At 60.0% G+C, this 26004-nt stretch carries 24 protein-coding genes; 8 read left to right on the top strand and 16 right to left on the bottom strand.

From position 1 onward, the window contains the following. Positions 1-2: 2 nt before the first annotated feature. Complete coding sequence (gene hutG / locus JOE34_RS07660; RefSeq protein WP_010406064.1) at positions 3-803, top strand: N-formylglutamate deformylase; 801 nt, start codon at positions 3-5, stop codon at positions 801-803. A 116-nt stretch (positions 804-919) separates the two neighbouring features. Here the strand turns inward: hutG and JOE34_RS07655 are convergent, their stop codons facing one another. Then, a complete protein-coding gene (locus JOE34_RS07655; protein ID WP_209995419.1) occupies positions 920-3178 on the bottom strand; it encodes a heavy metal translocating P-type ATPase in 2259 nt (752 codons plus the stop codon). An 86-nt stretch (positions 3179-3264) separates the two neighbouring features. On the opposite strand from JOE34_RS07655, the gene cadR reads away from it, so the two are divergent. Then, positions 3265-3711 carry a Cd(II)/Pb(II)-responsive transcriptional regulator gene (gene cadR, locus JOE34_RS07650; protein WP_004415503.1) on the top strand — a complete coding sequence of 149 codons (447 nt, stop codon included), beginning with the start codon at positions 3265-3267 and terminating at the stop codon, positions 3709-3711. A 21-nt stretch (positions 3712-3732) separates the two neighbouring features. Here cadR and JOE34_RS07645 read toward each other — a convergent pair whose 3' ends face one another. From JOE34_RS07645 to JOE34_RS07620, 6 genes are all read right to left on the bottom strand, one after another. Continuing rightward, positions 3733-4629 (bottom strand): hypothetical protein, encoded by an 897-nt coding sequence (locus JOE34_RS07645; protein ID WP_010406052.1) that lies wholly within the window; start codon positions 4627-4629, stop codon positions 3733-3735. Between the two features lie 3 nt (positions 4630-4632). Next, a complete protein-coding gene (locus JOE34_RS07640) occupies positions 4633-4830 on the bottom strand; it encodes a hypothetical protein (protein WP_003343866.1) in 198 nt (65 codons plus the stop codon). Positions 4831-4906: 76 nt separating this feature from the next. Further along, a complete protein-coding gene (locus tag JOE34_RS07635) occupies positions 4907-5878 on the bottom strand; it encodes a thymidylate synthase (protein ID WP_002555742.1) in 972 nt (323 codons plus the stop codon). A gap of 52 nt (positions 5879-5930) precedes the next feature. Continuing rightward, a complete protein-coding gene (gene lgt / locus JOE34_RS07630; RefSeq protein ID WP_003343867.1) occupies positions 5931-6743 on the bottom strand; it encodes a prolipoprotein diacylglyceryl transferase in 813 nt (270 codons plus the stop codon). A gap of 594 nt (positions 6744-7337) precedes the next feature. Next, positions 7338-9617, bottom strand: a complete 2280-nt coding sequence (gene ptsP / locus JOE34_RS07625) for a phosphoenolpyruvate--protein phosphotransferase (protein WP_003427436.1) — start codon at positions 9615-9617, stop codon at positions 7338-7340. 21 nt (positions 9618-9638) lie between these two features. Next, entirely contained in the window at positions 9639-10118 is a 480-nt protein-coding gene (locus JOE34_RS07620; RefSeq protein WP_002555745.1) for an RNA pyrophosphohydrolase, read from the bottom strand. Between the two features lie 142 nt (positions 10119-10260). Here JOE34_RS07620 and JOE34_RS07615 point away from each other — a divergent pair, with 142 nt between their 5' ends. After that, positions 10261-10917, top strand: coding sequence for an HAD family hydrolase (locus tag JOE34_RS07615; protein WP_058445901.1), 657 nt, complete (start codon positions 10261-10263; stop codon positions 10915-10917). 13 nt (positions 10918-10930) lie between these two features. Here the strand turns inward: JOE34_RS07615 and JOE34_RS07610 are convergent, their stop codons facing one another. Next, complete coding sequence (locus JOE34_RS07610; RefSeq protein WP_016569245.1) at positions 10931-11359, bottom strand: DUF2269 family protein; 429 nt, start codon at positions 11357-11359, stop codon at positions 10931-10933. Between the two features lie 163 nt (positions 11360-11522). Next, positions 11523-13037: a threonine ammonia-lyase, biosynthetic gene (ilvA, locus tag JOE34_RS07605; RefSeq protein ID WP_209995417.1), complete on the bottom strand. Its 1515-nt coding sequence runs from the start codon at positions 13035-13037 to the stop codon at positions 11523-11525. 160 nt (positions 13038-13197) lie between these two features. On the opposite strand from ilvA, the gene rpiA reads away from it, so the two are divergent. After that, on the top strand, positions 13198-13869 hold the full coding sequence (rpiA, locus tag JOE34_RS07600) for a ribose-5-phosphate isomerase RpiA (RefSeq protein WP_003396784.1): 672 nt from the start codon (positions 13198-13200) through the stop codon (positions 13867-13869). Between the two features lie 45 nt (positions 13870-13914). Here rpiA and JOE34_RS07595 read toward each other — a convergent pair whose 3' ends face one another. From JOE34_RS07595 to JOE34_RS07580, 4 genes are all read right to left on the bottom strand, one after another. Next, the gene (locus JOE34_RS07595; RefSeq protein WP_024661944.1) at positions 13915-14820 is read right to left on the bottom strand and encodes an SdiA-regulated domain-containing protein; all 906 of its coding nucleotides are present in this window, start codon (positions 14818-14820) and stop codon (positions 13915-13917) included. 126 nt (positions 14821-14946) lie between these two features. Then, on the bottom strand, positions 14947-15891 hold the full coding sequence (locus JOE34_RS07590) for an SdiA-regulated domain-containing protein (protein ID WP_010406618.1): 945 nt from the start codon (positions 15889-15891) through the stop codon (positions 14947-14949). A gap of 181 nt (positions 15892-16072) precedes the next feature. Continuing rightward, complete coding sequence (locus tag JOE34_RS07585; RefSeq protein WP_003316478.1) at positions 16073-16738, bottom strand: fumarylacetoacetate hydrolase family protein; 666 nt, start codon at positions 16736-16738, stop codon at positions 16073-16075. Positions 16739-16804: 66 nt separating this feature from the next. Beyond that, positions 16805-18199 (bottom strand): FAD-binding oxidoreductase, encoded by a 1395-nt coding sequence (locus JOE34_RS07580; protein ID WP_010406612.1) that lies wholly within the window; start codon positions 18197-18199, stop codon positions 16805-16807. A gap of 160 nt (positions 18200-18359) precedes the next feature. Between JOE34_RS07580 and serA the strand changes: the two genes are divergently transcribed. Beyond that, complete coding sequence (serA, locus tag JOE34_RS07575; protein ID WP_002555754.1) at positions 18360-19589, top strand: phosphoglycerate dehydrogenase; 1230 nt, start codon at positions 18360-18362, stop codon at positions 19587-19589. A 281-nt stretch (positions 19590-19870) separates the two neighbouring features. Here serA and JOE34_RS07570 read toward each other — a convergent pair whose 3' ends face one another. Both JOE34_RS07570 and JOE34_RS07565 read right to left on the bottom strand, forming a co-directional pair. After that, positions 19871-20308, bottom strand: coding sequence for a DUF4399 domain-containing protein (locus tag JOE34_RS07570; protein WP_003420188.1), 438 nt, complete (start codon positions 20306-20308; stop codon positions 19871-19873). A 138-nt stretch (positions 20309-20446) separates the two neighbouring features. Further along, positions 20447-21082, bottom strand: coding sequence for a 2OG-Fe(II) oxygenase (locus JOE34_RS07565; RefSeq protein WP_003316482.1), 636 nt, complete (start codon positions 21080-21082; stop codon positions 20447-20449). 141 nt (positions 21083-21223) lie between these two features. On the opposite strand from JOE34_RS07565, the gene JOE34_RS07560 reads away from it, so the two are divergent. Beyond that, positions 21224-21982 carry a DUF2059 domain-containing protein gene (locus JOE34_RS07560; protein ID WP_003372151.1) on the top strand — a complete coding sequence of 253 codons (759 nt, stop codon included), beginning with the start codon at positions 21224-21226 and terminating at the stop codon, positions 21980-21982. 51 nt (positions 21983-22033) lie between these two features. Continuing rightward, positions 22034-22225 (top strand): hypothetical protein, encoded by a 192-nt coding sequence (locus tag JOE34_RS07555; RefSeq protein ID WP_010406594.1) that lies wholly within the window; start codon positions 22034-22036, stop codon positions 22223-22225. Here JOE34_RS07555 and JOE34_RS07550 read toward each other — a convergent pair. Continuing rightward, on the bottom strand, positions 22222-23163 hold the full coding sequence (locus JOE34_RS07550) for an alpha/beta hydrolase (protein ID WP_161421830.1): 942 nt from the start codon (positions 23161-23163) through the stop codon (positions 22222-22224). The two genes, JOE34_RS07555 and JOE34_RS07550, sit on opposite strands and share 4 nt — an antisense overlap. 270 nt (positions 23164-23433) lie before the next feature. Between JOE34_RS07550 and JOE34_RS07545 the strand changes: the two genes are divergently transcribed. Beyond that, positions 23434-25821, top strand: a complete 2388-nt coding sequence (locus tag JOE34_RS07545) for a penicillin acylase family protein (RefSeq protein ID WP_010406588.1) — start codon at positions 23434-23436, stop codon at positions 25819-25821. The last annotated feature ends 183 nt before the right edge of the window (positions 25822-26004 follow it).

Genomic DNA, 26004 nt, shown 5'->3' with positions numbered 1-26004 from the left:
CTGTGGATAACGTTCTGACATTCAAGCGTGGCCGCATTCCGCTGCTGATCAGCATGCCGCATGCCGGTCTGAAACTGACCCCGGTGGTCGAAGCCGCGCTGGTGGACGAAGCCTTGAGCCTGCCGGACACCGACTGGCACATTCCGCGTCTGTATGACTTCGCCGCCGAATTGGGCGCCAGCACGCTGGCTGCCGAATACTCGCGCTTTGTCATCGACCTCAACCGGCCCGCTGACGACAAGCCCATGTACGCAGGCGCAACCACCGGGCTGTTTCCGTCGATCCTGTTCGATGGCGTGCCACTGTTCAAGGACGGCCAGACACCCAGTGCCGAGGAGCGGGCGCGCTATCTGCAACAGATCTGGATGCCCTATCACCAGACGCTGGAGCAGGAACTGCAGCGCATGCGTGACGAGTTCGGTTATGCGCTGCTGTTCGACGCCCACTCGATTCGCGGCCACATCCCGCACCTGTTCGATGGCCGCCTGCCGGACTTCAACCTGGGCACCTTCAATGGCGCAAGTTGCGACCCGGAGCTGGCCAGCCGAATGGAGCAGGTCTGCGCAGCGGCCAAGGACTACAGCCATGTGTTGAACGGACGCTTCAAGGGCGGCCACATCACCCGCTACTATGGCGACCCGGCCAACAACATCCACGCCGTACAGCTGGAGCTGGCACAAAGCACCTACATGGACGAATTCGTGCCCTTCCACTACCGCCCGGACCTGGCCGAGCCGACCCGCGCCGTGCTCAAGCCACTGCTGGAAACCTTCATTGCCTGGGGACAAGAGCGCTTCGGCTGACAACGTCGGACGCAGAGCGTGGAGCGATAGCCGGTGGCCACGATTATCGTTCCCATGCTCCGCGTGGGAATGCCGTTCCGGACGCTCCGCGTCCGCCCTTCAAAGTTCCCGCCTGATCACTTCTTGAGCAAGCGCAAGCCGTTGAACACCACCAGCAAGCTCACGCCCATGTCGGCAAACACTGCCATCCACATGGTCGCCAGGCCCGCAAAGGTGATGCCGATGAACAGCACCTTGGTCACAATGGCCAACACAATGTTCTGTTTCAGCACGGCCGATGTCCGGCGTGAAAGCGCAATGAACGTTGGTATCTTGCGCAGATCATCGTCCATCAGGGCGACATCTGCCGTCTCGATAGCCGTATCGGTGCCTGCAGCGGCCATCGCGAAACCAATCTCCGCACGGGCCAGCGCAGGGGCATCATTGATACCGTCGCCCACCATACCTACCCGGTGATTGCGGCTGTAAAGCGCTTCGATCGCACTGAGCTTGTCGGCAGGCAGCAGATTGCCCTGCGCTTCATCAATGCCAACCTGATCGGCAATCGCCTTGGCCGTGTGCGGGTTATCACCCGTCAGCATGACCGTCTTGATGCCCAACTCGTGCAACTGGGCGATGGCTTCACGGCTGGTCTCCTTCACCGTATCGGCGACGGCAAACAGCGCAATCGGGCCAGAGGCATCGAGCAACAGCACCACGGTCTTGCCCTGCATTTCCAGCGCATCGAGCCTGGCTTCCAGCTCCGGCGAACACAGGCCCAGTTCTTCCACCAGGCGATGGTTGCCCAAGTGATACATCTGGCCATTGATCTCGCCTTTCACACCGCGCCCACCCAATGCCTCGAACGCACTGACTTCATACAGCGTCAGGCTGCCATCGGCGGCCTTGGCAATCGCTTGGGAAACCGGGTGATCCGAACGCCCGGCGAGGCTTGCGGCAATCCCCGGCGCGCTATCGGAGACAGCAGGGTTCAAAGGCACATAATCAGTCTGCACCGGCTTGCCGTGGGTCAGCGTGCCGGTTTTATCAAGCGCCAGGTAATCGAGCTTTTCGCCCATTTCCAGATAAACGCCACCCTTGATCAAGATACCTTTGCGCGCCGCCGCAGCCAGACCGCTGACGATGGTCACCGGCGTGGAAATCACCAGCGCACATGGGCAGGCCACCACCAGCAGCACCAGCGCCCGGTAGATCCAGTCATACCATTCGCCACCGAAGAACAGCGGCGCGACCAACGCCAATGCCAACGCAACGACGAACACCACTGGTGTATAGATACGGGAAAAGCTGTCGACAAAGCGCTGGGTCGGCGCACGCGAACCCTGCGCCGCTTCCACCGCATGAATGATGCGCGCCAGCGTCGAGTTGTTCGCAGCGGCGGTGACGCGGTATTCCAGCGAACCGGCCTGGTTGATGGTGCCCGCGAAAACCTTGTCGCCGACAGTCTTCTCCACTGGCAGGCTTTCACCGGTAATCGATGCCTGATCAATCGTCGAGCTGCCAGACACCACCTCACCGTCAAGCCCGACACGCTCGCCGGGCTTTATCCGGACGATAGCCTCCAGTTCGACGCTTTTGGCTTCGACTTCCTGCCAACTGCCATCCGCCTGCTTGACGGTGGCAAGCTCAGGCGTCAGTTGCATCAGGCCACTGATCGCATTGCGCGCACGGTCCAGGGACTTGGCTTCGATCAACTCAGCAATGGTAAACAGGAACATCACCATCGCCGCTTCCGGCCACTGACCGATCAAAATGGCGCCGGTCACCGCGATGCTCATCAGTGCATTGATGTTCAGGTTGAAGTTCTTGAGTGCGATCCAGCCCTTCTTATAGGTCGTCAGCCCGCAACTGAAGATCGACAGCAGTGCCAGCAAGGCAACCACCCAGGTCGGGCCGAGCGATGCAAAATGGACCACCTCTGCACCCAGCGCCGCAACGCCGGACAACGCCAGCGGCCACCAGTGTTTCTTCACCACCGGCGCCGATTCGGTAGACGCTGCACCCGCCTCGACCGGCTCGGCCTGCATGCCTAGCGAACTGATGGCCTCACGAATCGGGTCGGTGGACGGCAGGTCATGCCAGACGCCCAACATGCGGTTGATCAGGTTGAATTCCAGCTTCTGCACACCGGCCAGCTTGCCCAGCTTGTTCTGGATCAGCGTCTGCTCGGTGGGGCAATCCATCGCCTCGATACGGAAGCTGCTCAGACGACCACCCGCTGCAGACGCTTCGCCAAAGGTCACTACAGCGGGCTGTGCATCGCTGGAGCAGCACGAATGGGCATGCTCCACGGGCTTTTGCTCGTGCGCGTGCTCGTCGTGATCATGGTCATGATCGTGGTCATTTGCGGGGGAATTCTTGATCGTCGTGCCCATTCGTTGTGGCTCCAGGATTCTGCTTGTTGCCAAGTGAACACCCTGTAGCCACTATAGGGTCAAGCACTCAAACGAGATGAGTCGAAATGAAAATCGGCGAACTGGCAAAACTGACCGACACCCAGGTCGAAACCATCCGCTATTACGAACGCGAAGGCCTGCTGCCCGCCCCTGCCCGCAGTGACGGCAATTACCGGCTGTATACCCAGGTGCACATGGAGCGCCTGTCGTTCATCCGCAATTGCCGCAGCCTGGACATGACCCTCGAAGAAATCCGCAACCTGCTCAACCTGCGCGACAGTCCGCAGGATCAGTGCGAAAACGTCAACGCCCTGATCGACGAGCACATCGAACACGTCAATGCCCGCGTCGCGAGCCTACAGGCGCTCCAGGAACAACTGCTCGACCTGCGCCGCCGCTGCAGTGATGGCACGACAGAACATTGCGCGATACTGGAAAGGCTGGAAGTGACGGGGGCTGTGGCAGCGCCAGAGGGCGAGCCTTCACATGTGGGGAGGAGTCATGGGCATTGAGACGGGTTTGAGACCTCTGGTTCAGCGCTGCGCGGCCTGCACCACCGCCACAAGCTCAGTGATCGCCTTGACGAGCTGATCCTTGGCAGCTTTCTCTTTCGCTGACTCTTCACCCGCCCGCTCAGAATCAACGCGCTTGAACGCTTCGCGTACCTCCTCGCTGAAGATGCTGATCGAGACGATATTTTCCTGCCGAAAACCAATAGGCCTGAGCGGTGTATCACTTGGGTAATCGGTCGTGTACACCACTTTCAGGGTGTCCTTGTCCCGATAGCCACTGACGGTCGGGATAAGCAGAATCTCCTGATTCACACCCGTCACTTCGGTAGGGGCTCCGACGTCCATGATGTAACCGACGTAGACCTTTCGATCCGCCATCGTGATCATCACTTCTTCCTTGTCGACAAATGCATCGAAAAGCGTCGAGCAGATAGGGCTGTGATCTACAGACTGACCCAGCAGATAGACCGCAATTTCTTCTTTTTTACCCGCGCCCAGTTGCCACTTGAGAATCCTGACAGTAAGAAAAGCTCCGAGGCTTGGCATCGCCAAGGTCAGTAAACCCGACAGGGCAAGGAACACGCCCACCTGGCTAAAATTCCTGCCAGTGATGTCGAAGTCCTGCCCCATTTGACCTAAAGCGCCCATGAAATCGGTGTTCACGGCAAAACAGACTGGCGAGGTCGCGTCCGTCGTTTGGGCCCATTTTGGGCAAAACACACCCCAATCATGCGAGAACAGGCCTGCAAGGGCTGCGGTAACAAACATGGCCGCTAAAAAACAGTAGATACCATACCGCCCCACCAGGAAGTAAAGCATCTGGCCTTCATAGCGATGCAGCCTGCAATAAACGGTGGGATCCTTCAGGCACACCAAAAAGCCGCTGACGAGTAGTGGCAGCAGAAGTAAAAAAGCCATTTATCAGGATTCGGCTTGCGGAGTGACCAGTTTTTTAGCCTTATCGCGGGAGGAGCGAACCAAACCTTCGATTTCTTTGGCGTCCATGGACATGCGACCACCCCTTACCACAAGAGTGTCGATGCTCTTGATTGCCTGCATGAGGGCCGCGTCTTCAGCCTTCTTCGTATCACTACGATGTCCAATCCGATTGAAAAACATAGTCGATTCCATTGAACAGGGTCAGGGGACTTACGCCAAAACTATAGCACAACGCTCAATTCGCTCTCGTACGGACTCAAACCGCCATCGGCGCCGTCATTGCCGGGTGGTGCTGGTAGCCTTCCAGGGTGAAGTCCGAAGGCTCGATCAACTCCAGCCACTCAGGCTGGTACACGCCGGTCTTGGCAAACTCGGGCACGCGGTCGGAGATCACCAGTTTCGGCATCGGGTACGGCTCGCGGGTCATCTGTTCGTTGAGCATGTCCAGGTGGTTTTCGTACACGTGGGCGTCGCCGATGAAGTAGGTGAACCAGCGCGGCGTGTAGCCGGTCAGGCGGCCGATCAGGCTGAGCAGCGCGGCGCCTTCGGTCAGGTTGAACGGCGTACCGAGGCCCAGATCGTTGGAGCGGATGTACAGCGTCAGCGAGATTTCGCGGGTTTGCGGGTTCGGGTGCAGCTGGTACAGCAGGTGGCACGGCGGCAGGGCCATTTCATCGAGCTGTGCGCAGTTCCAGCCGTGGAACAGGATCCGCCGGCTGCCTGGGTCGTTGATGATGGTGTCGACGCACTGGCGAATCTGGTCGATGGCCTTGTACAGGACCACGAAAGACTGGCCGTCTTCTTCGGACTCGGCAATCTGACGATACCCCTGGCCCAGCGCCAGTTCGATGGCTGCGACATTGCCGGCATCGATACGCTTGTAGGCTGGCCACTTGCGCCATTGCACGCCATAGATTTCACCCAGATCGTCCTCGCCCTTGCGGAACGGGTTGTTCAGCCACTGAGCGTTTTCGTTGGCGTTCTGATCCCAGACCTTGCAGCCCAGTTCGCGGAATTCGGCGGCGTTGTTTACGCCACGCAAAAAGCCGACCATCTCGCCGATGGCCGATTTGAAGGCCATGCGCCGTGTGGTGATCGCCGGAAAACCTTCCTGCAAGTCATAACGCAGCATCGCACCCGGAAAGCTGATGGTGTTCACGCCGGTACGGTTGGCTTGCAAGGTCCCGTGCTTGATCACATGAGCGACCAGTTCCAGATATTGCTTCATAAATCACCTGCATTGTTGAACGCGCCGGGCGCTGTCACCCGGCGTTTCGGTGTTAGACCGCTGCTTTGCTGGCGGACGGGTCGCGCTTGTAGGCCAGCCAGATCAGGAACAGGCCGGCGATGATCATCGGCAGGCTGAGGATCTGCCCCATGGTCACCCAGCCCCACGCCAGGTAACCCAACTGGGCGTCAGGGACGCGGACGAACTCGACCACAAAGCGGAAGATCCCGTAGAACAGCGCGAACATGCCGGAAACGGCCATGGTCGGACGCGGCTTGCGGGCGTAGAGATTGAGGATGATGAACAGCGCAACGCCTTCCAGCGCGAACTGATACAGCTGCGAGGGATGACGCGCCAGTTGCGCCGGGTCGCTAAACGGCGGGAAGACCATGGCCCACGGCACATCGGTCGGCTTGCCCCACAACTCGGCATTGATGAAGTTGCCGATACGCCCGGCACCCAGGCCGATCGGCACCAGCGGGGCGACGAAGTCCATCAGCTGGAAGAAGCTTTTGCCGTTGCGCTTGCCAAACCACCAGGCCGCGATCATTACGCCGACAAAGCCGCCGTGGAACGCCATGCCACCCTTCCAGACCTCGAAGATCAGCAGCGGATTGGCGATGTAGGCCGACAGGTCATAGAACAGCACGTAGCCCAGCCGCCCACCGACAATCACGCCCATGGCCAGCCAGAAAATCAGGTCGGAGAGTTTTTCCTTGGTCCAGGTCGGGTCGAACTTGTTCAGACGACGCGACGCAAGCAGCCAGGCGCCGCCGATACCGACCAGGTACATCAACCCGTACCAGTGAATTTGCAGCGGGCCGATAGCGACGGCTACCGGGTCAATCTGCGGGTAAGGCAGCATTGCGACTCCTCAATTGGAACGCCCTTGCGAGCGACTGAATCAGGCGCGCATGTTACCGGAGCCCGGCAGGATGCTCTAGCGGCGACCGATGGAAGCCGCCTGAACGAAGTGAAAAAAGATGCGATTGATGTGTCCAGCCGTAAGGCCTGGGTATGGTTATCGTTCCCACGCTCCGCGTGGTAGCGCCGTTCTGGACGCTCTGCGTCCGGTCTTGAAACAGGCGTGTGTGTAAGCTTGCTCACGAAGAGGTAGGTGCAGCAGCTGAATATTTACTAAGCAGTCAGTCTGCCTTCGCGAGCAAGCTCGCTCCCACCGGGGGGGGCAATGTGTACTCCCTGTGGGAGTGAGCTTGCTCACGAAGGCAATAGCCCAAACGGCCCATTTCCCGAAGCCTGTACCGGCCTCTTCGCGAACAAGTTCGCTCCTACGGGGGCATGTGTACTCCCTGTGGGAGTGAGCTTGCTCACGAAGGCAATAGCCCAAACGGCCCATTTCCCGGAGTCTGTACCGGCCTCTTCGCGAACAAGTTCGCTCCTACGAGGACAATGTGTACCACTGTGGGAGTGAGCTTGCTCACGAAAGCATTAGTAGCGCTTAGTGCCCTTTGACCGAGCTCGGGTTGATCATCCGCGACAGGCCGAGGTTTTTCAGTGCCAGTTGCAGGGAGCTGCTGATGACTTGCGGGTTGTCGTTGGTCATCAGTTGCGCAAGCAGTTCCTTGGCCTTGCTGAGGTTGATCTGGCGCAGCATCCACTTCACTTTCGGCAGGTTGGTGGCGTTCATAGACAGGCTGTCGAAGCCCATCGCCATCAACAGCACCGCTGCTGCCGGGTCACCCGCCATTTCGCCGCAGATGCTTACCGGCTTGCCCTCGGCATGCGCGTCACGCACAACGCTTTGCAGCGCCTGAAGCACTGCCGGGTGCAGGTAATCATAGAGATCGGCCACACGCGGGTTGTTGCGGTCGACCGCGAGCAGGTACTGGGTCAGGTCGTTGGAGCCGACCGAGAGGAAGTCCACCTGACGCGCCAGGTCGCGGGTCTGGTAGACCGCCGCCGGCACTTCGATCATGACGCCCACCGGCGGCATCGGTACGTCAGTGCCTTCGTCGCGCACCTCGCCCCAGGCGCGGTGGATCAGGTGCAGCGCTTCTTCCACTTCGTGGGTGCTGGAGATCATCGGCAACAGAATGCGCAGGTTGTTCAGGCCCTCGCTGGCCTTGAGCATGGCGCGGGTCTGGACCAGGAAGATTTCCGGGTGGTCGAGGGTGACGCGAATACCGCGCCAGCCGAGGAACGGGTTGTCTTCCTTGATCGGGAAGTAGGACAGCGACTTGTCGCCACCGATGTCCAGGCTGCGCATGGTCACCGGCAGTGGGTGGAAGGCGGCCAGTTGCTCGCGGTAGATCGCCAGCTGTTCCTTTTCACTCGGGAAGCGCTGGTTGATCATGAACGGCACTTCGGTGCGGTACAGGCCCACCCCTTCGGCGCCACGCTGTTGCGCCCGCGCCACGTCGGCCAGCAGGCCGGTGTTGACCCACAGCGGCATGCGATGCCCGTCGAGGGTGACGCAAGGCAATTCGCGCAGGGCATCCAGGCCCTGAGAGAGCTGACGCTCCTCCTCCACCACCTTGCCGAACTGCTTGCGCATGATTTCGCTAGGGTTGGTAAAGACTTCGCCATGATAGCCGTCGACCACCAGATTGATGCCATCGACCTTGGAGTATGGGAAGTCCACCAGGCCCATGACCGTGGGAATGCCCATGGCCCGCGCCAGAATTGCAACGTGGGAGTTGCCGGAACCCTGAACCGATACAAGGCCGACCAGTTTGCCTTCCGGCACCTCGCCGAGCATGGCCGGGGTCAGCTCTTCACTCACCAGAATCGTGTTGTCGGGATAGACCAGCGCCTGTTGCCGCGCTTCCTGGAGATAGGCCAGCAGACGGCGGCCCAGGTCCTTGACGTCCGACGCCCGCTCGCGCAGGTAGGCATCGTCCATCAGTTCGAAACGTTTGACGTGCTCACTGACCACCGAGCGCAAGGCGCCCTGTGCCCATTGGCCGGTCTTGATGACGTCGGTCACTTCGCTGCCCAGCGAGGCGTCGTCGAGCATCATCAGGTAGACATCGAACAGCGCCCGCTCTTCGGGACGCAACTGGGTGGCCAGCTTGGCTGACAGGGTGCGCATGTCACCGCGTACGCCTTCCAGCGCGTTCTGGAACAACGCCAGTTCGGCGGCGATGTCAGTGACGGTCTTGTCGGGGACCACTTCCAGATCGGCAGGCGGCAGCATGACCACGGCGACACCGACCGCAGCACCCGGCGAACCGGCGACACCGACGAACTTGGCTTCCTGAATGCCCTTGCCCTGACGACCCAGACCGCGGATCGAGCCGGTCGCTTCGGCATGCGCGATAACGCCCGCCAGTTGCGCGCTCATGGTGACCAGGAAGGCTTCTTCGCCCTCGTCGAACTGACGGCGCTCCTTTTGCTGGATGACCAATACGCCGACCACGCGCCGGTGGTGAATGATCGGCGCGCCCAGGAACGAGGCGTAGCGTTCTTCACCGGTTTCGGCGAAATAGCGATAACGAGGGTGATCTGCGGCGTTTTCGAGATTCAGTGGTTCTTCGCGCGTACCGACCAGACCGACCAGGCCTTCATTCGGCGCCATGCTGACTTTGCCGATGGAGCGTTTGTTGAGGCCTTCGGAGGCCATCAGGACAAAGCGGTTGACCTCGGCATCGAGCAGGTAGACCGAGCAGACCTGGCTGCCCATGGCCTCCTTGACGCGCAACACAATAATGCCCAACGCCGCCTTGAGATCCTTGGCGGAGTTAACTTCCTGGACGATCTTGCGCAGCGTATTGAGCATGGCTCGGGGTCGAACTCCGTGTCAGTCGCGCGATAAGAGGCGCGGGGCAAGCTCTTTGAGTGCGCGTCGATACACCTCGCGCTTGAATGTCACCACCTGGCCTAACGGATACCAATAGCTGACCCAGCGCCAGCCATCGAACTCCGGTTTACCGGTCAAATCCATCCGCACCCGCTGCTCGTTGGAGATCAGGCGCAGGAGAAACCATTTTTGCTTCTGACCGATACACAGCGGCTGGCTGTGAGTACGGACCAGTCTTTGCGGCAGACGATAGCGCAACCAGCCCCGAGTGCAGGCAAGTATTTGCACATCATGTCGTTCCAGACCGACTTCTTCATTCAATTCGCGATAAAGCGCGTCTTCCGGCGTCTCCTGCGGGTTGATACCCCCTTGAGGAAACTGCCAGGCATCCTGGTTAATACGCCGAGCCCATAGGACCTGACCAGCATCGTTTGTCAGAATAATCCCGACATTAGGACGGAAACCATCGGGGTCGATCACGGCAACAACCTCGCAAACGCATGTCGCCGCATTGTTCCACAAAGGCGATCAAACCAGCAACGAGGCTTATCACCTTATGTGAAGACTTGTGAAAACCTCGTATTCTGGGGCTCTTTTTTCAACTATTTCAGCGAGTAACCCTATGCGCCTGGCTTTATTCGACCTCGACAACACCCTTCTGGGCGGCGACAGCGATCACGCCTGGGGCGATTACCTGTGCCGGCGCGGGATCCTTGATGCCGCGACCTACAAAACCCGCAACGACGAGTTCTATCAGGATTACCTGGCCGGCACGCTGAACATGACCGACTACCTGAATTTTACTCTGGAGATTCTGGGCAACACTGACATGGCGCAGCTTGCGCAGTGGCATCGCGAGTTCATGCGTGACTGCATCGAACCGATGATGCTGCCCAAGGCGCTGGAATTGATCGCCAAACACCGCGAGGCCGGTGACAAGCTGGTGGTGATCACCGCCACTAACCGCTTTGTGACGGCACCTATCGTGGCGCAACTGGGGATCGATACCCTGCTGGCGACCGAATGCGAGATGGCTGACGGCCGCTATACCGGCCGCACCACAGGTGTGCCCTGCTTCCGTGAAGGCAAGGTGACACGCCTCAATCAGTGGCTGGAAGACAACGCGTTCAGCCTCGAAGACAGCTATTTCTACAGTGACTCGATGAACGACCTGCCTCTGCTGGAGCAGGTGGCCAATCCGGTTGCGGTCGATCCGGACGATAAATTACGTGCCGAAGCCGAGCGCCGCGGCTGGCCGGTGATTACCCTGCGTCACTGAGTGCTGGCAATACTCAGGCCGGTTTGAAGCCCGTCAGACCGGCCATCGCCACGAAACACACGACGCTGATCACCGTCAGCGCCAGGGTAAAGCCGCGCTTGCCACCTTTGGCACCAAGACGCAACCGATTGAGCCTGGCCACCAGCCAGACCCAACTGCACAGCCCCAGGGTGTAAAGCACGCTGCTGCCCAGCACCCAGGTCTGGCCCAGTGACAGGCCTTTCAAATGCACCAGCCACCAGCCACTGAACGGCAGCGTCGCCAGACACACGGCCATCAACACCCAGAAAAACAGCAACGGCCGCTTGAGCAGGCGATTCTGCACGGTCGTGTCGCCTTCAAGACGCACCTTGACCACCCCGCTGGCCAACACCAGCGCGCTGATCAACAACAACGCGGTGGCGACGATGTGCAAGGTATTGAGGGTGGTGATGGGTTCCATGACGCGGTGTTCCTCTGGAATCGGGCTTGGGTGAGTTTAGCAGTGTGAACACCAGGTTCGCGCCTTAAGCGCTATGGTGCCCATGCTCCGGTGGGGATGCCGGTCTGGACGCTCTGCGTCCTCTTGTGACGCGGAGCGTGAGGAACGAGAGATATCCACGGCCTTAGCCCAGAAACAGCCTGTACGCCGGGTTCTCGCTTTCGTCCCAATACCGGTAACCGATCTCATCCAGTGCAGCGCCGACCAGATGCCGCTCATCCTCCGGCACTACCAGCCCGGCAACCACCCGGCCATCGGCTGCGCCGTGGTTGCGGTAGTGGAACATCGAGATGGTCCAGCGACCGCCCAGGCGGTTGAGGAAGTTGAACAGCGCGCCCGGTCGTTCCGGGAACTCGAAGCGCAGCACCACTTCATCATTGACCCGCTCGGCATGCCCGCCAACCATGTGGCGGATGTGCAGTTTGGCCAGTTCGTTGTCGGTCAGGTCCAGCACCGGGAAGCCCTGTTCGGTCAGGCTGGCGATCAGGGCGCTGCGCGGGTCGTTCTCGGGATGGGTCTGCACGCCGACGAAGATGTGCGCCTCGCGGTCGGTGTGGTAGCGGTAGTTGAATTCGGTGATCTGCCGCTTGCCGATAGCCTCGCAGAATGCCTTGAAGCTGCCCGGTTGCTCGGGGATGGTCACGGCAATGATCGCCTCGCGACCTTCGCCCAGCTCTGCACGTTCGGCCACGTGGCGCAAACGGTCGAAGTTGACGTTGGCCCCTGAATCGATCGCCACCAGCGTCTGGCCGCTGACGCCGCGTTGCTCGACATACTTCTTGATCCCGGCCACGCCCAGCGCGCCGGACGGCTCGGTGATCGAACGGGTGTCGTCGTAGATGTCCTTGATCGCCGCGCAGATTTCGTCGGTGCTGACGGTGATCACTTCATCGACATAATAGCGGCACACTTCAAAGGTGTGATGGCCGATCTGCGCGACCGCCACGCCATCGGCAAACAGCCCGACCTGGCTCAGCACCACGCGCTCACCAGCAGCCATCGCCGCCTGCAGGCAGTTGGAATCGTCCGGCTCGACGCCAATGATCTTGATCTCCGGGCGCAGGTATTTCACATAGGCCGCGATACCGGCAATCAGACCGCCACCCCCGACCGGGACGAAGATCGCATCCAGCTGGCCCGGCTGCTGACGAAGGATCTCCATCGCCACCGTGCCTTGCCCGGCGATGGTGTCGGGGTCGTCATATGGATGGATGTAGACGAAGCCTTGTTCGTCGACCAGCTTCAGCGAGTAGGCCAGCGCTTCCGGGAAGGAATCGCCGTGCAGCACCACGGTGGCACCCCGCGAGCGCACACCCTCGACCTTGATCTCCGGCGTGGTGCGCGGCATGACGATGGTCGCCTTGATCCCAAGCTCACGTGCCGCCAGCGCCAGGCCCTGGGCATGATTGCCCGCCGAGGCCGTCACCACGCCCCGTGCGGTCTGCTCTGCGGGCAATTGCGCGAGCTTGTTGTACGCGCCACGAATCTTGAACGAGAACACCGGCTGCAGATCTTCGCGCTTGAGCAGCACCTGATTGCCCAGCCGTTCGGACAGCTGGCGAGCGCCTTGCAGCGGCGTTTCGATGGCAACGTCGTAGACGCGCGAGGTGAGGATTTTCTTGACGTACTGTTCAAGCATCGGGGTGGCATCACTGACGAAGCGGGCAAGGTCGGGAAGTCTACTCTGCGCACCGAAAGACGACCATACGAATGACAGGGCTTTGCGGCGCAGTCGCCGCTATAATGCGGGCCTTTTTGCATCCCCCTCTTCTACCTACATCAGGCACCGTGGAGCCCGCATGACCCAAGATCAACTCAAACAGGCAGTCGCTCAGGCAGCTGTCGACTTCATCCTTCCGAAGCTCGATGACAAAAGCATTGTGGGCGTCGGCACCGGCTCCACGGCCAACTGCTTCATCGACGCGTTGGCCAAGCACAAGGCCGCGTTTGACGGCGCTGTCGCCAGCTCGCAAGCCACTGCGGCGCGCCTGAAGGCGCATGGCATTCCGGTCTATGAGCTGAACACGGTCAGCGATCTGGAGTTCTATGTCGACGGCGCCGACGAAAGCGACGAGCACCTGAACCTGATCAAGGGCGGCGGCGCGGCACTGACTCGCGAGAAAATCGTCGCGGCGGTGGCCAAGACTTTCATCTGCATCGCCGACGGCAGCAAGCTGGTACCAGTGCTGGGCGCGTTCCCGCTGCCGGTCGAAGTCATTCCGATGGCCCGCAGCCACGTTGCGCGACAACTGGTGAAACTGGGCGGCGACCCGGTTTATCGCGAAGGTGTTCTGACCGACAACGGCAACATCATCATTGATGTGCACAACATGAGCATTACCAACCCGGTGGAGCTGGAAGCGCAGATCAACGCTATCGTCGGCGTGGTTACCAACGGCCTGTTCGCCGCCCGGCCGGCCGACCTGTTGCTGCTGGGCACCAACGACGGCGTGAAAACCCTGACGCGCTGATAAAACCGGTCGTGCCCACGCAAGGTGGGCATGACCCTCACAGGCTCAAGGCTTGCGGAACACGTAAAACAGGTTCGGCTCGCTCACCAGATACAACGCCCCTTCAGCATCCATGGCCATCCCTTCAGCCTGCGGCACGTCCTTGCTCAGCCCCATCGCCCCTTTTGCCAGCGAGCCGCTGCCAATCGGATGACCACTGGTGTCGAGTTCGAGAATGCGCTTCGACTCATCGGACAACGCCAGCAAATGGCCGCTGGTCTCATCGAATTGCAGGCTGGAGAGGTCACGAACCGACAGTCGGCCATCGCGCTTGCTGTTGGAGATGACCTGCAGATTGCCGGGAGCCTCGGTGTTGGTCTTGGGAAAGCCGCGCACCTCGATGATCTGCACCGGATCACGCTCCCGGGCGACAAACAGGCGCTTGCCCACCGAATCATAGGCCAGCCCTTCATAGCCCTTGTTGCCGCTGGCGGTGATGCCCAGCGTCAATTGTTCTGCCTGGGCGGCGTCCAGACTTTTGGTGTTGTCATCGACGTGAATCTGAATCAGCCGGAGCCGACGCTCATCGCTGATCACGTAAGTGCCCGGGCTGATGTATTCGACGGCCTCTGCATCACCGAAACCCACCAGCGGAATGCGCCGCAGCACACGACCGTCCAGGCTCAGCTCGACCAGTTCGGGGTTCTGATTGGTCACCGTAAACAGGCTCTTGCGGTCCGGGTCGTAGCTCAGGCCCGAGACATCATCCTGCAGCCCGTCGATCACCTGTGCTTCGGTGACGACGCGGTACTGATCCAGACCAATGGACTGAAGCGAGTCGGACTGCCAGAACACCTGCCAGTCGAACAGGGCGCTTTCAACATAGCGGTATCGCTGATTGGCGATCACGAACACGACGATCAGGGGTACAAGGGCCAGAAGCAGAACTAAAGAGCGAGTAGAGCGACGCATGAAGGGTGACTCGGACAGATTGAGCGGACGGGATTGATACCATGCCATCCTGAAAGCAAGCTTAATGGCATGGTGCTATATGTTTGCCGAATGTGTATCGGCGACCTGTGTAGCGGCCGTCCTGGCTCAGTGCTTGTGAAGCGCCCTGTGAAACGAATAGAACAGGTTCGGTTCGCTGACCATGTACAGCGTACCGGCCTCATCGAGGGCCACGCCTTCTGCGCGCGGAATTGTATCCTTCAAACCGTTCATGCCGCCCAACAATGTCATGAAGCTCACCTGCTCGCCTTGCTCGTCGACTTCCAGCAACATGTGCGAATCGGCAGACAGCGCGAGCATGTGGCCCGTGCGCGGGTCGATGCTCAGCGAGGACAGATTGCGCATGTCCAGCGAGCGACTTGATAGCGGCTGCTTGTCGCCTGTCAGCACGTCACTGCCATCACTTTTCCACGTATACAGCGCGGGAGGTCGCTCCTCGCCCAGTATCAGCTGCTGACGCTGTGGGTCCCACGCGATGCCTTCGTAGCCCTTGTTCTGGTTGGCGGACTTGCCGAGTTCATACTGGGGGAAATCCGCGATGTTCAGGGTGGTGGTGTCGGCATTCACTTTAACGATGGTCAGCTTGTGCTGGCGCTCGTCAGTGATCGCAATCAGGCCATCGTTCATGACGGCAACGCCTTCCGGATTGCTCCAGCCCACCAACGGGATCTTGCGCAGTACATCGCCCGTGAGCGTCAGCTCCACCAGAAACGCATTTTTGCCCATGACCGCAAACAGCGTTTTGGTCACCGGGTTATAGGACAGGTCCGACGCCTCGTCCTTTTCCATGCCGGGCAGCACCTTGGCGTCGATATCCACGTGGTAGTCCGGCAGCCAGATGCTGGCGTGACGGCCTGCCTTGCTCTCGAACCGCTCCTGAAACCAGAGCAGCGCGCGGTCATCCCAATGCATGATGAACGCCAGCCCATAGCCCAGCAAAGCAACCACTAACAACCACGAATACCAACGCATGTTGCGCAGATAAGCGAAGCGTTTTTTGGTACGAGGCGGCGTTGCGGCAGTACTGGCCATTCATGTGTTCCTGAGCAAATGAGACTTCATGACGACGTGGTGCCCTTGCAGGGACGGCCGGATTATCCAGAACAGGTGTGAAAAAAACGCAAAACCGACTGGACTATCAGTCACCCCACAAACAAAAGCCACCCGAGAGTGATCCCGTGTGGCTTTGGGCGCTGCCTGAAAGACTGTCGGCTTACCTGACGACGCTCTCGAAAGGCGTCTGCCCGACCAGTTCCAGCGCGATCTGGTCGCCGGCTTCAAACGGCCCGACACCGGCAGGCGTGCCGGTCATGATCAGGTCGCCGGCCTGCAGCGAGAAGTTGGCTGCCATGTGCTGGATCATCGGCACGATCGGGTTGAGCATCATGTTGCTGTTGCCGTCCTGAACCACCTTGCCATTGAGGGTCAGGCGGATACCGATGTCCTCCAGATCCGGGAAGGTCTCGGCGGGCACGAACGGCGGGATCACCGCAGCGCCGTCGAAACACTTGGCCAGCTCCCACGGCAGGCCTTTCTCACGCAGACGAGACTGGACGTCACGCAGCGTCAGGTCCAGACCAGGTGCAAAGCCGCTGATCGCGTCGAGCACCTCTTCACGCGACGGGCTCTTGCTCAGGGGCTTGCCGATCAACACCACGATCTCGGCTTCGTAATGCACCGAACCGCGGTCTGCCGGGATGGTGAAGCCACCCTCCAGCGCAACCACCGCGCTGCCGGGTTTCATGAACAGCAGCGGCTCGGTAGGCACCGCGTTGCCCAGTTCCTTGGCGTGTTCGGCGTAGTTACGCCCGATGCAGACCACTTTACCCAGCGGGAAGTGAATGTTGGTGCCATCGACATATTTGTGCTGGTAGCTCATGACGTCTCCTGAGGCTGTAAGAGGTAGCCTGCTTATTGTTGCGACGGATCAAATGGTTGCGACGGATCAAATGGCGAAGATTTTGCCGGGATTCATGATCCAGTTGGGATCGAACACCGCTTTCAATGCCTTCATGTATTCGATTTCGACCGGCGAGCGACTGTACGTCAAATAGTCACGCTTGGTCATCCCGACGCCGTGCTCGGCCGAAATCGAGCCGTTGTACTTTTCAACAGTCTCGAACACCCACTTGTTGACCCGGGCGCATTTGACGAAGAACTCGTCCTTGTCGAGGCCCTCGGGCTTGAGGATGTTCAGGTGCAGGTTGCCGTCGCCAATATGGCCGTACCACAGCACTTCGAAGTCCGGGTAGTGTTCGGCAACGATGGCATCGATTTCAGCCAGAAACTCCGGCACTTTCGAGACAGTGACCGAGATATCGTTTTTGTACGGCGTGAAATGCGAGATGGTTTCGGAGATGTACTCGCGCAGCTTCCACAGGTTGCGTAATTGCTGTTCGCTCTGGCTCATCACGCCGTCCAGCACCCAACCCTGCTCGACGCAGTGCTCGAAAGTCGCCAGGGCCTGATCGGCGAGGTCTTCGGTGGTCGCTTCGAACTCCAGTAACACGTAGAACGGGCACGGCGTGTCGAAAGGCGACGGCACATCACCGCGCGCCATGACGCGGGCGAAGGATTTGTCCGAGAAGAATTCGAAGGCGGTCAGGTCGAGCTTGCCGTGAAAGGCATGCAGCACCGGCATGATCGAGTTGAAGTCGGAAGTGCCCAGCACCATCGCGGTGAGGTTCTTCGGCGCACGGTCGAGGCGCATGGTCGCTTCGACGACAAAGCCCAGCGTACCTTCGGCACCGATGAACAACTGGCGCAAATCGTAGCCGGTGGCGTTCTTGATCAGGTCCTTGTTCAGCTCCAGCAGGTCGCCCTTGCCGGTGACCACTTTGAGGCCAGCGACCCAATTGCGCGTCATGCCGTAGCGAATGACCTTGATGCCGCCTGCATTGGTGCCGATATTGCCGCCGATCTGGCTGGAGCCCGAAGAAGCGAAGTCGACCGGGTAATAAAGACCGTTTTCTTCAGCCAGCGCCTGCAATTGCCGGGTGATCACGCCAGGCTGACAAACCGCCGTGCGGTCGGTGAGGTTCAGATCCAGCACCTGGTTCATGTAATCGAACGAGACGACCACTTCACCGTTGGCGGCCACCGCAGCTGCCGAAAGCCCGGTGCGTCCACCCGAGGGCACCAGCGCGACGAGCCGCTCATTGGCCCAGCGTACGATGGCCTGCACCTGTTCGGTGGTCTTGGGGAATACGATGGCCAGTGGCGCAGGGGTGAACTGCTTGGTCCAGTCCTTGCCGTAAGTCTCCAGAGAACCGGCATCAGTGAGTACCTTGCCAGGGTCAACCAGGGTCTGCAGCTCATCAATCAAAACGCGATCGGTCATTGAATCAACTCTCGAACGATTCATGGGCATCCTGAGAACGGTTCACGTTCGGGATGAGGTTTCGCGGGGCTCATATGCTAGCATACGCCCCCCGCGAGTCGTGCCCAGAGCCGATCCGGCCACCCCCTGCCAATTTTCTTCGGGACACAGGTTTACGCAGATGAGCAAGACTTCCCTCGACAAGAGCAAGATCAAGTTCCTTCTTCTCGAAGGCGTCCACCAATCCGCTGTCGACGTCCTCAAGGCAGCCGGTTACACCAGCATCGAGTACCACACCAAGTCTCTGCCGGAAGCCGAACTGAAAGAAAAGATCGCCGACGCCCATTTCATCGGTATCCGCTCCCGTACTCAGCTGACCGAAGAGCTGTTCGATTGCGCCAAGAAACTGGTTGCGGTCGGCTGCTTCTGCATCGGCACCAACCAGGTTGACCTGAACGCGGCGCGCGAGCGCGGTATCGCAGTGTTCAATGCGCCCTACTCCAATACCCGTTCGGTCGCCGAACTGGTGCTGGCCGAAGCCATCCTGCTGCTGCGCGGTATCCCCGAGAAGAACGCATCCTGCCACCGTGGCGGCTGGATCAAAAGCGCGGCCAATTCCTTCGAGATCCGTGGCAAGAAGCTGGGCATCATCGGTTACGGTTCGATCGGTACGCAGCTGTCGGTGCTGGCCGAAGGTCTGGGCATGCAGGTGTACTTCTACGACACGCTGACCAAACTGCCGCTGGGCAACGCCACTCAGGTGTCGAGCCTGAACGAGCTGCTGGGCATGTCCGATATCGTCACCCTGCACGTTCCGGAAACCTCGGAAACCCAGTGGATGATCGGCGAAAAAGAAATCCGCGCGATGAAAAAGGGCAGCATCCTGATCAACGCCGCGCGCGGCACCGTGGTCGAGCTGGACGCACTGGCTGACGCCATCAAAGACAAGCACCTGATCGGCGCAGCCATCGACGTGTTCCCGGTCGAGCCGCGTTCGAACGACGACATCTTCGAAAGCCCGCTGCGCGGTCTGGACAACGTGATCCTGACGCCGCACATCGGTGGCTCGACTGCCGAAGCGCAGGCCAACATCGGTCTGGAAGTGGCGGAAAAACTGGTCAAATACAGCGACAACGGTACGTCGGTGTCCTCGGTCAACTTCCCGGAAGTGGCGCTGCCTGCGCACCCTGGCAAGCATCGCCTGCTGCACATCCACGAAAACATCCCGGGCGTGCTCAGCGAGATCAACAAGGTCTTCGCCGAAAACGGTATCAACATCTCCGGTCAGTTCCTGCAGACCAACGAGAAAGTCGGCTACGTGGTCATCGACGTCGACGCCGAATACTCCGACCTCGCCCAGGCCAAGCTGCAACAGATCAAAGGCACCATCCGCAGCCGCGTGTTGTTCTGATCAGAGCGCAGCTCATCGTCACACACAAGTCCTGAAGAGCTCGTAAAACGTGGCTCTCAGGCTTTTGTAGGAGCGAACTTGTTCGCGAAGACGGTGCGTCAAACGATGCATCTTCTTCGACTACATGGGCCCCTTCGCGAACAATGCGGATCGCCGCCCCGGTCGCTCCCACGGCCTTCGGCCAGAATCAAAAGCGGACTTGTGTATAACGATGAGCGCTCCAGCGTGGGAATGCCGTTCGTGACGCTCTGCGCCAAACCCCGGCACGTGAAATCAAATACCTACTTCACATTGATGGTGATCTTCTTCGACTCGACCGAAGGGTTCAGCGGCATGTGGCCTTTGTCGCCCATCAGCAATTGCAGGGTGTGCTGGCCCGGCGGCAGGTTGATTTCGGTTTCGGTCTGGCCCTTGCCGAAGTGGCGGATGTTGTCGCTGACCGGCAGCGGTGCATTCATCGACGGCTGGTCCTTCACGTCGATCAGCAGGTGATGGTGACCGGTCTCGGGAACATCGACACCCGCAGGCGCGACGCCCATGCCCTTGAGGCCGAATTGCACCTTGAACGGTGAAGTGACCGTTTCACCGTCCTTGGGCGAGATGATGTACACCTCGGCGCCTTCAGGGGCTGCGGTGCGTGGTATATCGGCGGCGCTGGCCAGCATGGATGCGCTGAGCAACAGGCCGGCGACCATCGTTCCAGAAAATAAGGATTTCATGATTGCTCCGGCTGCAGTTGGCGTAAGTCGACCCTCACACGACGAATCCGTCGGTTCAGGAGTGCTCACGATAGACCGCAGTCCGGCTCAATGGCTCATTACGTTGATGAAACTGTTTTCATGAACGCAGCCCGCAGGTTACTGGAACAGCTCGTTGCCCCGGCGTCTGAACCACCCCGTCAGTGACAGGCGATCACGACTGGCGGGCATGACTTCATGGGGAATTTCGCCGGACAGAAAGACCACCAGGCAGCCGCCCGTAGGCTGAACGTCGTAAGCCACCTCGTCCTTGAGGTACATGCGCAACTGACCGCCGTGCTCGGGCAGCCAGGCGTTATTGAGGTAGAGCACCGCCGACACCATGCGCCTGTCGTCATCGCGGAATCGGTCCACATGCCTGAGGTAGCGGGCACCCGGCGGATACAGCGCGAAATGGCTTTCGTAATCTTCCAGCCCAAGGAAAAGGCCGCGATTGAGCGCCTGACGCAAACTGTCCATCAGCTCGAGATAGCGGTCGCAGCACTGCACCTGCCCCGGCTCGAGCCACTGAATGCGGTCGCCACGAATCCCCTCGCGTATTTCCAGCGCGGTTCCCTTGCCAATCGCGGCAGGCTCGAGCTCGCCTTCGGCCGCACGTTTGCGGCACTCTTGCTCAAGTTCCAGAGTCAGAGCTTCGGGCAGGAAAATATTCTGCTGCGACCAGCCGTTGGCGGCCAGATCGTCGACGATTCGTAACAGCAGTGGGTGGTCAGAGGGTATGCGCATGGCGTGCATAGTATCCATAAGCCCTGAAATCGGACAGAGGCTTATACAGGCGGCATCACACGCATGAGATTTCATTCACCGAAGCCACTCATAACTCGACAAATCCACGCCAACACCGGGAGAATAGCGGCCTGCCGACAGGAGTCCCCAATGCGTCGTTTGTTTGTTTTGCTGTTGATGTTCTGCACCTCACCTGCCTGGGCAGACAGCTACGATCAGTTGTACAAGTCTGCAGGCTGGCCGGAACAGCGCGCGCATTTCAACGATGCCCTCAAGGCTGCCCAACAGCGTTACAGCAACAACCTGCCGCCCGCGGTTTATCAAGCGCTGGTCAACAACAGCAATCAGCGTTTCGCCCCCCAGGCCATGGACCAGCGCGCCTCGAAGCGCCTGCGTGAAAGCCTCAAGGACCCGGCCCCGTCGCTGCAGTTTTTCCAGTCACCGCTGGGCCGCAAGATCGTCAATGCCGAGCTGACCGCCACCCGCGCCGATCAGCTGGCCAAACATGCCCAGGGGCTGCCGCATATCGAAGCGGACGCGACGCGTCAGTTGTTGATCGGCCATCTGGCCCAGGCGCTGCCTGCCAGAGAGGCCGGCGCGGAAGTCAGCCTTGCCATCGCAGGCGTTGCCGCAGACAGCCTGAGCCAGATGATTCCCGGCCTGCTCGGTGGAGGCCAGGCGCAGGGCATGCTCGAAGGCCAGCGCGAGCGCCTGATGGCGCAGATGAGTGCTGATCTGAACAACACGCTGCTGTACGTCTATCGCGACCTGTCGGACCCTGAGCTCGAAGAATTCTCGACCTTCGCCGAGTCGCCGGAAGGCAAAGCCTATTACCAGGCCGCTCTGGCCGCGATTCGTGCCGGGCTGGCCGTCGGACAGAGTGCGTCGAGCCTCAATCCCGGACAGTAAAAACCGTTCAGGCCTTCAAGCGCCTGAGGTCAAAGGAATGGACACCATCGTATGAAAGACTCATTGGCTTTGCTCGCCACCGGTATCGTAATGGCCTTTTTCGCCTGGCTGTTCTGGAGTTCTCTGGGGCAGGATGCCTTTGCCGTGTTTGGGGCACTGATGCTCGTCGTACTGGCCCTTGAAAACTATCGCCTGCGCCGACAGGTAAAAGCGCTGCAGGCCGGCAAGGCTGAAAAAGTCTAACGAAGTCGCCCTTTCAGAAAATCAAAGTACCGAGCCCGCAGCTCTGGCGTTTCGTTGGCCAGATGATGCCGGGCATGCCCGAGCATCAGAATCTGCGGCTGGCTGAACTTGTCTTTCAGGATCGCCAGATTGTGCGACCAGTCGACCGTCATGTCCGCCTCACCCTGAATGATCAGCGGGCTGCGCAGACTGCGCGGCGCGCTTTCAACACGCACGATCCATTGCGCCAGCGCGCCGACCCAGGCCGTGGGCAGTCGCAGCGGCTGTAACGGATCGGCCATCAGAAAAGGCAGGAACGCGGGCGCATTGGAGTTTTCGGTGAAACGGCGGGCAATGCCGTTCACAAACGGTCTGAGCAGGTGATAACTCAGACGCGACCAGCCCCAAGCGCGCGGCCGGACCAGCGGCGCCAGCAGGATCACCTCCCCCTGCGCCGGCGAGTCTGCCCCCTGATGAAGCAGGTGATCCGTCACGATGGCACCACCCATGCTCTGTCCGCACAGGTGCCAGGGGTGCGGCAGCCCAAGGCCTTCAGCTTCGAGCAGCAGGCGTTGCAACACCAGTTGGTATTCGGCGAAGTCATTGATACAGGCGCGACTGCCGCTCGACAGCCCATGCCCCGGCAGGTCGCAGGCGATCACGGCAAAGCCCTGCTCCAGAGCCCACTCGATCACATGCCGGTACAGGCCCATGTGGTCATAGAAGCCGTGAAACAGAAACAGCGTGGCGACCGGATTGTCTGGCAGCCAGACCTGCCCGACCACCTCATAGCCCGCCACATCGAGGCGCCCCAGCCAGCTGCGTATGACGTTTTCGCCACACAGTCCGGCAAGACCGTAGAAGCGCTGATAGGCCAGTCCCTCCATGGAAAGCGGATCAATAACGCTCAGCGGCAGCAGGCTGGCACGCAGGTTATCGGGGTCGAACGTGACGGACATGTGGTTTCCAGATTTCAACAAATGACTCGTAAAGTTGTGTAACGATATTCTTCTGTCTGCCCCGGCATGGCAAGCTAAGCGGCTGTAATCGCAGACATCTGTCATTGAACGTGCACATTGCTGTCTGCACACTGGGCGATGCTCGCGAGCTCACCTGCCCGAATTCGCCCTGAAGCCGTTTCGAACGGGCTCTTGTATCGGGTTTCATCGAATCAACTGCGTCACAACGATAGTCTTAATTCCCGCCTACGCCATTTACAGAGAAACCGGATGAAACGCAGCCTCTTCATTCTAGCCATCATCTTCGCCCTGCTTGCGGGTGGCGCGGGCTGGTACGTAAATAGCAAACTGCCGGTACGTGACGGCGAGATCGCCATGAGCCGTCTTCAGGCCCCCGTCACCCTGCGCTACGACGAGCGTGGCGTGCCGCACATCCGCGCCGAGAACGAAGCCGACCTTTACCGCGCGCTCGGCTATGCCCATGCTCAGGACCGGCTGTTCCAGATGGAAATGCTGCGTCGCCTGGCACGCGGTGAGCTGGCAGAGGTACTGGGGCCGAATCTGCTCGAGACCGACAAGCTGTTTCGCAGCCTGCGCATTCGTGAACATGCGGATGCGTATGTCGCACACCAGGACAAGAACACCCTCACCTGGAAAGCGCTGGAAGCCTACATCGACGGCATCAACCAGTATCAGGATACCCACGCAAGGCCCATGGAGTTCGACGCGCTGGGCATTCCCAGACGGCGCTTCACCACAGAGGATACGGTCAGCATCGCCGGCTATCTGGCTTACAGTTTTGCCGCGGCGTTCAGAACCGAGCCGCTGCTGACCTATGTGCGCGATCAGCTTGGGCCGGAGTACTTAAAAGTTTTCGACCTGGACTGGCACCCAGACGGCATGCTCGACTCGAAACCGGCGCTGGCCGACGCTGACTGGAAGGGCCTGAATCAGCTAGCGCAGTTGAGTCACAAGGCGCTTGAAGACGCTGGCCTGCCGCAATTCGAAGGCAGCAACGCCTGGGTGATTTCCGGCAGCCGCACGCAAAGCGGCAAGCCGATCCTGGCGGGTGACCCGCACATACGCTTCTCGGTGCCTTCGATATGGTACGAAGCGCAGCTGTCTGCGCCGGGCTTCGAGCTGTACGGGCACTTTCCTGCACTCAACCCGTTCGCGTTGCTGGGCCACAACATGGATTTCGGCTGGAGCCTGACCATGTTCCAGAACGATGACGTGGACCTGATTGCCGAGAAGACCAATCCGCAGAACCCGAATCAGGTTTGGTACCACGGGCAATGGACGGACATGAAACGCTCCGAGCAGCAGATCGCCGTCAAAGGCCAGGCCCCGGTCACACTGACGCTGCTGGAGTCGCCGCACGGCCCTATCGTCAATAACGTGATGGGCAAGAACGCCGGCAAGACACCTATCGCGATGTGGTGGTCGTTTCTGGCGTCTGCCAACCCGGTGCTGGACGGTTTCTACGAGGCCAACCGCGCCGATACACTGGACAAGATGCGTAGCGCAGCCGAGAAGATTCAGTCGCCGGGCCTCAACATTGTCTGGGCCAACGCCAAAGGCGATATCGGCTGGTGGGCTGCGGCGCAATTGCCGATCAGGCCGGAAGGCGTCGACCCTGCCTTCATTCTGGATGGCAGCACGGCGCAGGCCGATAAGCTCGGCTTTTACCCGTTCAGCGCCAACCCACACGAAGAAAACCCGGAGCGTGGCTACATCGTGTCAGCCAACTTCCAGCCGCTGTCGCCGACCGGCATGCAGATTCCCGGTTACTACAACCCGGCCGAACGTGGCCAGGAGCTGAACCGGCAACTGAGTGACTCCAGCATCAAGTGGGACTTGGCCGCCAGCAAAGCGCTGCAACTGGGCACGCAGACCGACTATGCACCGAGCATTCTCAGGCCATTGATTCCGGTACTGCGCAGCGTTGTCAGCGACCCGGACGAACGGGCACTCGTGGAGCGACTGGCCAGCTGGAAAGGTGATTATCCCGTCGATTCGGTGGGTGCCACGCTGTTCAATCAGTTCCTGTTCGACCTGACCGAAGAGACCTTTCACGACGAATTGGGCGACGCGATGTTTGAAACCCTGCTGTCGACCCGCGTGCTGGACGCCGCCCTGCCGCGCCTGACCGCCGATGCTGATTCGCCGTGGTGGAACAATCGCAATTCACCCCACGAAGAAAGCCGTGCCAACACCGTCAAGGTGGCCTGGCGCGCAACTGTTTCGCATTTGAGGTCGCTGTACGGCACCAACCCGGATGAATGGGTGTGGGGCAAGGCGCATACCCTGACTCAAGGCCATCCGCTGGGTTCGCAAAAGCCGCTGGACATGATTTTCAACGTCGGCCCTTACGCAGCGCCGGGTACGCACGAAGTGCCGAACAACCTGTCGTCGAGCATCCGCCCCGCCCCGTGGCCAGTCGGCTACGGCCCCTCGACCCGCCGCCTGATCGACTTCGCCGACCCGGCGCACAGCCTGGGGATAAACCCGGTAGGACAAAGCGGCGTGCCCTTCGACAAGCACTACTCCGATCAGGCCAAGGCATTCGTGAACGGCGAATACCTGCCACAGCGCTTCAGCGAGAAGGACATTGCCGAGCATACGGAAGGGGTTTTACGGTTGGTGCCGGGGGCGTAGCGATACTCTCTGCGCGGGCCCGGAAATGGCGCTTCTGCCCGGAGGGCGTGGGAGCGAACAGAGTATCTACGCCCTACGGGCAGAATCAAGAGCGGGCTTGTGTATCGCGCATGATCAGGCTGCTTCCAGGCGTTTTGCGGCTGGCGCCGGGGGCGTAGCGATACTCTCTGCGCGGGCCCGGAA

The organism is Pseudomonas sp. PvP028 (assembly GCF_017832255.1).
GTDB classification, from domain to species: Bacteria; Pseudomonadota; Gammaproteobacteria; order Pseudomonadales; family Pseudomonadaceae; genus Aquipseudomonas; species Aquipseudomonas syringae.
The sequence above is the reverse complement of the archived record's forward strand: the minus strand, read 5'-3'. Positions and strand labels throughout refer to the sequence as shown.

Excerpts from the sequence above, each read along its gene's own strand:
- JOE34_RS07655 (WP_209995419.1), bottom strand. The coding sequence starts at position 3,178 with ATGGGCACGACGATCAAGAATTCCCCCGCAAATGACCACGATCATGAC.
- cadR (WP_004415503.1), top strand. The coding sequence starts at position 3,265 with ATGAAAATCGGCGAACTGGCAAAACTGACCGACACCCAGGTCGAAACC.
- JOE34_RS07645 (WP_010406052.1), bottom strand. The coding sequence starts at position 4,629 with ATGGCTTTTTTACTTCTGCTGCCACTACTCGTCAGCGGCTTTTTGGTG.
- JOE34_RS07640 (WP_003343866.1), bottom strand. The coding sequence starts at position 4,830 with ATGTTTTTCAATCGGATTGGACATCGTAGTGATACGAAGAAGGCTGAA.
- JOE34_RS07635 (WP_002555742.1), bottom strand. The coding sequence starts at position 5,878 with ATGAAGCAATATCTGGAACTGGTCGCTCATGTGATCAAGCACGGGACC.
- lgt (WP_003343867.1), bottom strand. The coding sequence starts at position 6,743 with ATGCTGCCTTACCCGCAGATTGACCCGGTAGCCGTCGCTATCGGCCCG.
- ptsP (WP_003427436.1), bottom strand. The coding sequence starts at position 9,617 with ATGCTCAATACGCTGCGCAAGATCGTCCAGGAAGTTAACTCCGCCAAG.
- JOE34_RS07615 (WP_058445901.1), top strand. The coding sequence starts at position 10,261 with ATGCGCCTGGCTTTATTCGACCTCGACAACACCCTTCTGGGCGGCGAC.
- JOE34_RS07610 (WP_016569245.1), bottom strand. The coding sequence starts at position 11,359 with ATGGAACCCATCACCACCCTCAATACCTTGCACATCGTCGCCACCGCG.
- ilvA (WP_209995417.1), bottom strand. The coding sequence starts at position 13,037 with ATGCTTGAACAGTACGTCAAGAAAATCCTCACCTCGCGCGTCTACGAC.
- rpiA (WP_003396784.1), top strand. The coding sequence starts at position 13,198 with ATGACCCAAGATCAACTCAAACAGGCAGTCGCTCAGGCAGCTGTCGAC.
- JOE34_RS07595 (WP_024661944.1), bottom strand. The coding sequence starts at position 14,820 with ATGCGTCGCTCTACTCGCTCTTTAGTTCTGCTTCTGGCCCTTGTACCC.
- JOE34_RS07590 (WP_010406618.1), bottom strand. The coding sequence starts at position 15,891 with ATGGCCAGTACTGCCGCAACGCCGCCTCGTACCAAAAAACGCTTCGCT.
- JOE34_RS07585 (WP_003316478.1), bottom strand. The coding sequence starts at position 16,738 with ATGAGCTACCAGCACAAATATGTCGATGGCACCAACATTCACTTCCCG.
- JOE34_RS07580 (WP_010406612.1), bottom strand. The coding sequence starts at position 18,199 with ATGACCGATCGCGTTTTGATTGATGAGCTGCAGACCCTGGTTGACCCT.
- serA (WP_002555754.1), top strand. The coding sequence starts at position 18,360 with ATGAGCAAGACTTCCCTCGACAAGAGCAAGATCAAGTTCCTTCTTCTC.
- JOE34_RS07570 (WP_003420188.1), bottom strand. The coding sequence starts at position 20,308 with ATGAAATCCTTATTTTCTGGAACGATGGTCGCCGGCCTGTTGCTCAGC.
- JOE34_RS07565 (WP_003316482.1), bottom strand. The coding sequence starts at position 21,082 with ATGCACGCCATGCGCATACCCTCTGACCACCCACTGCTGTTACGAATC.
- JOE34_RS07560 (WP_003372151.1), top strand. The coding sequence starts at position 21,224 with ATGCGTCGTTTGTTTGTTTTGCTGTTGATGTTCTGCACCTCACCTGCC.
- JOE34_RS07555 (WP_010406594.1), top strand. The coding sequence starts at position 22,034 with ATGAAAGACTCATTGGCTTTGCTCGCCACCGGTATCGTAATGGCCTTT.
- JOE34_RS07550 (WP_161421830.1), bottom strand. The coding sequence starts at position 23,163 with ATGTCCGTCACGTTCGACCCCGATAACCTGCGTGCCAGCCTGCTGCCG.
- JOE34_RS07545 (WP_010406588.1), top strand. The coding sequence starts at position 23,434 with ATGAAACGCAGCCTCTTCATTCTAGCCATCATCTTCGCCCTGCTTGCG.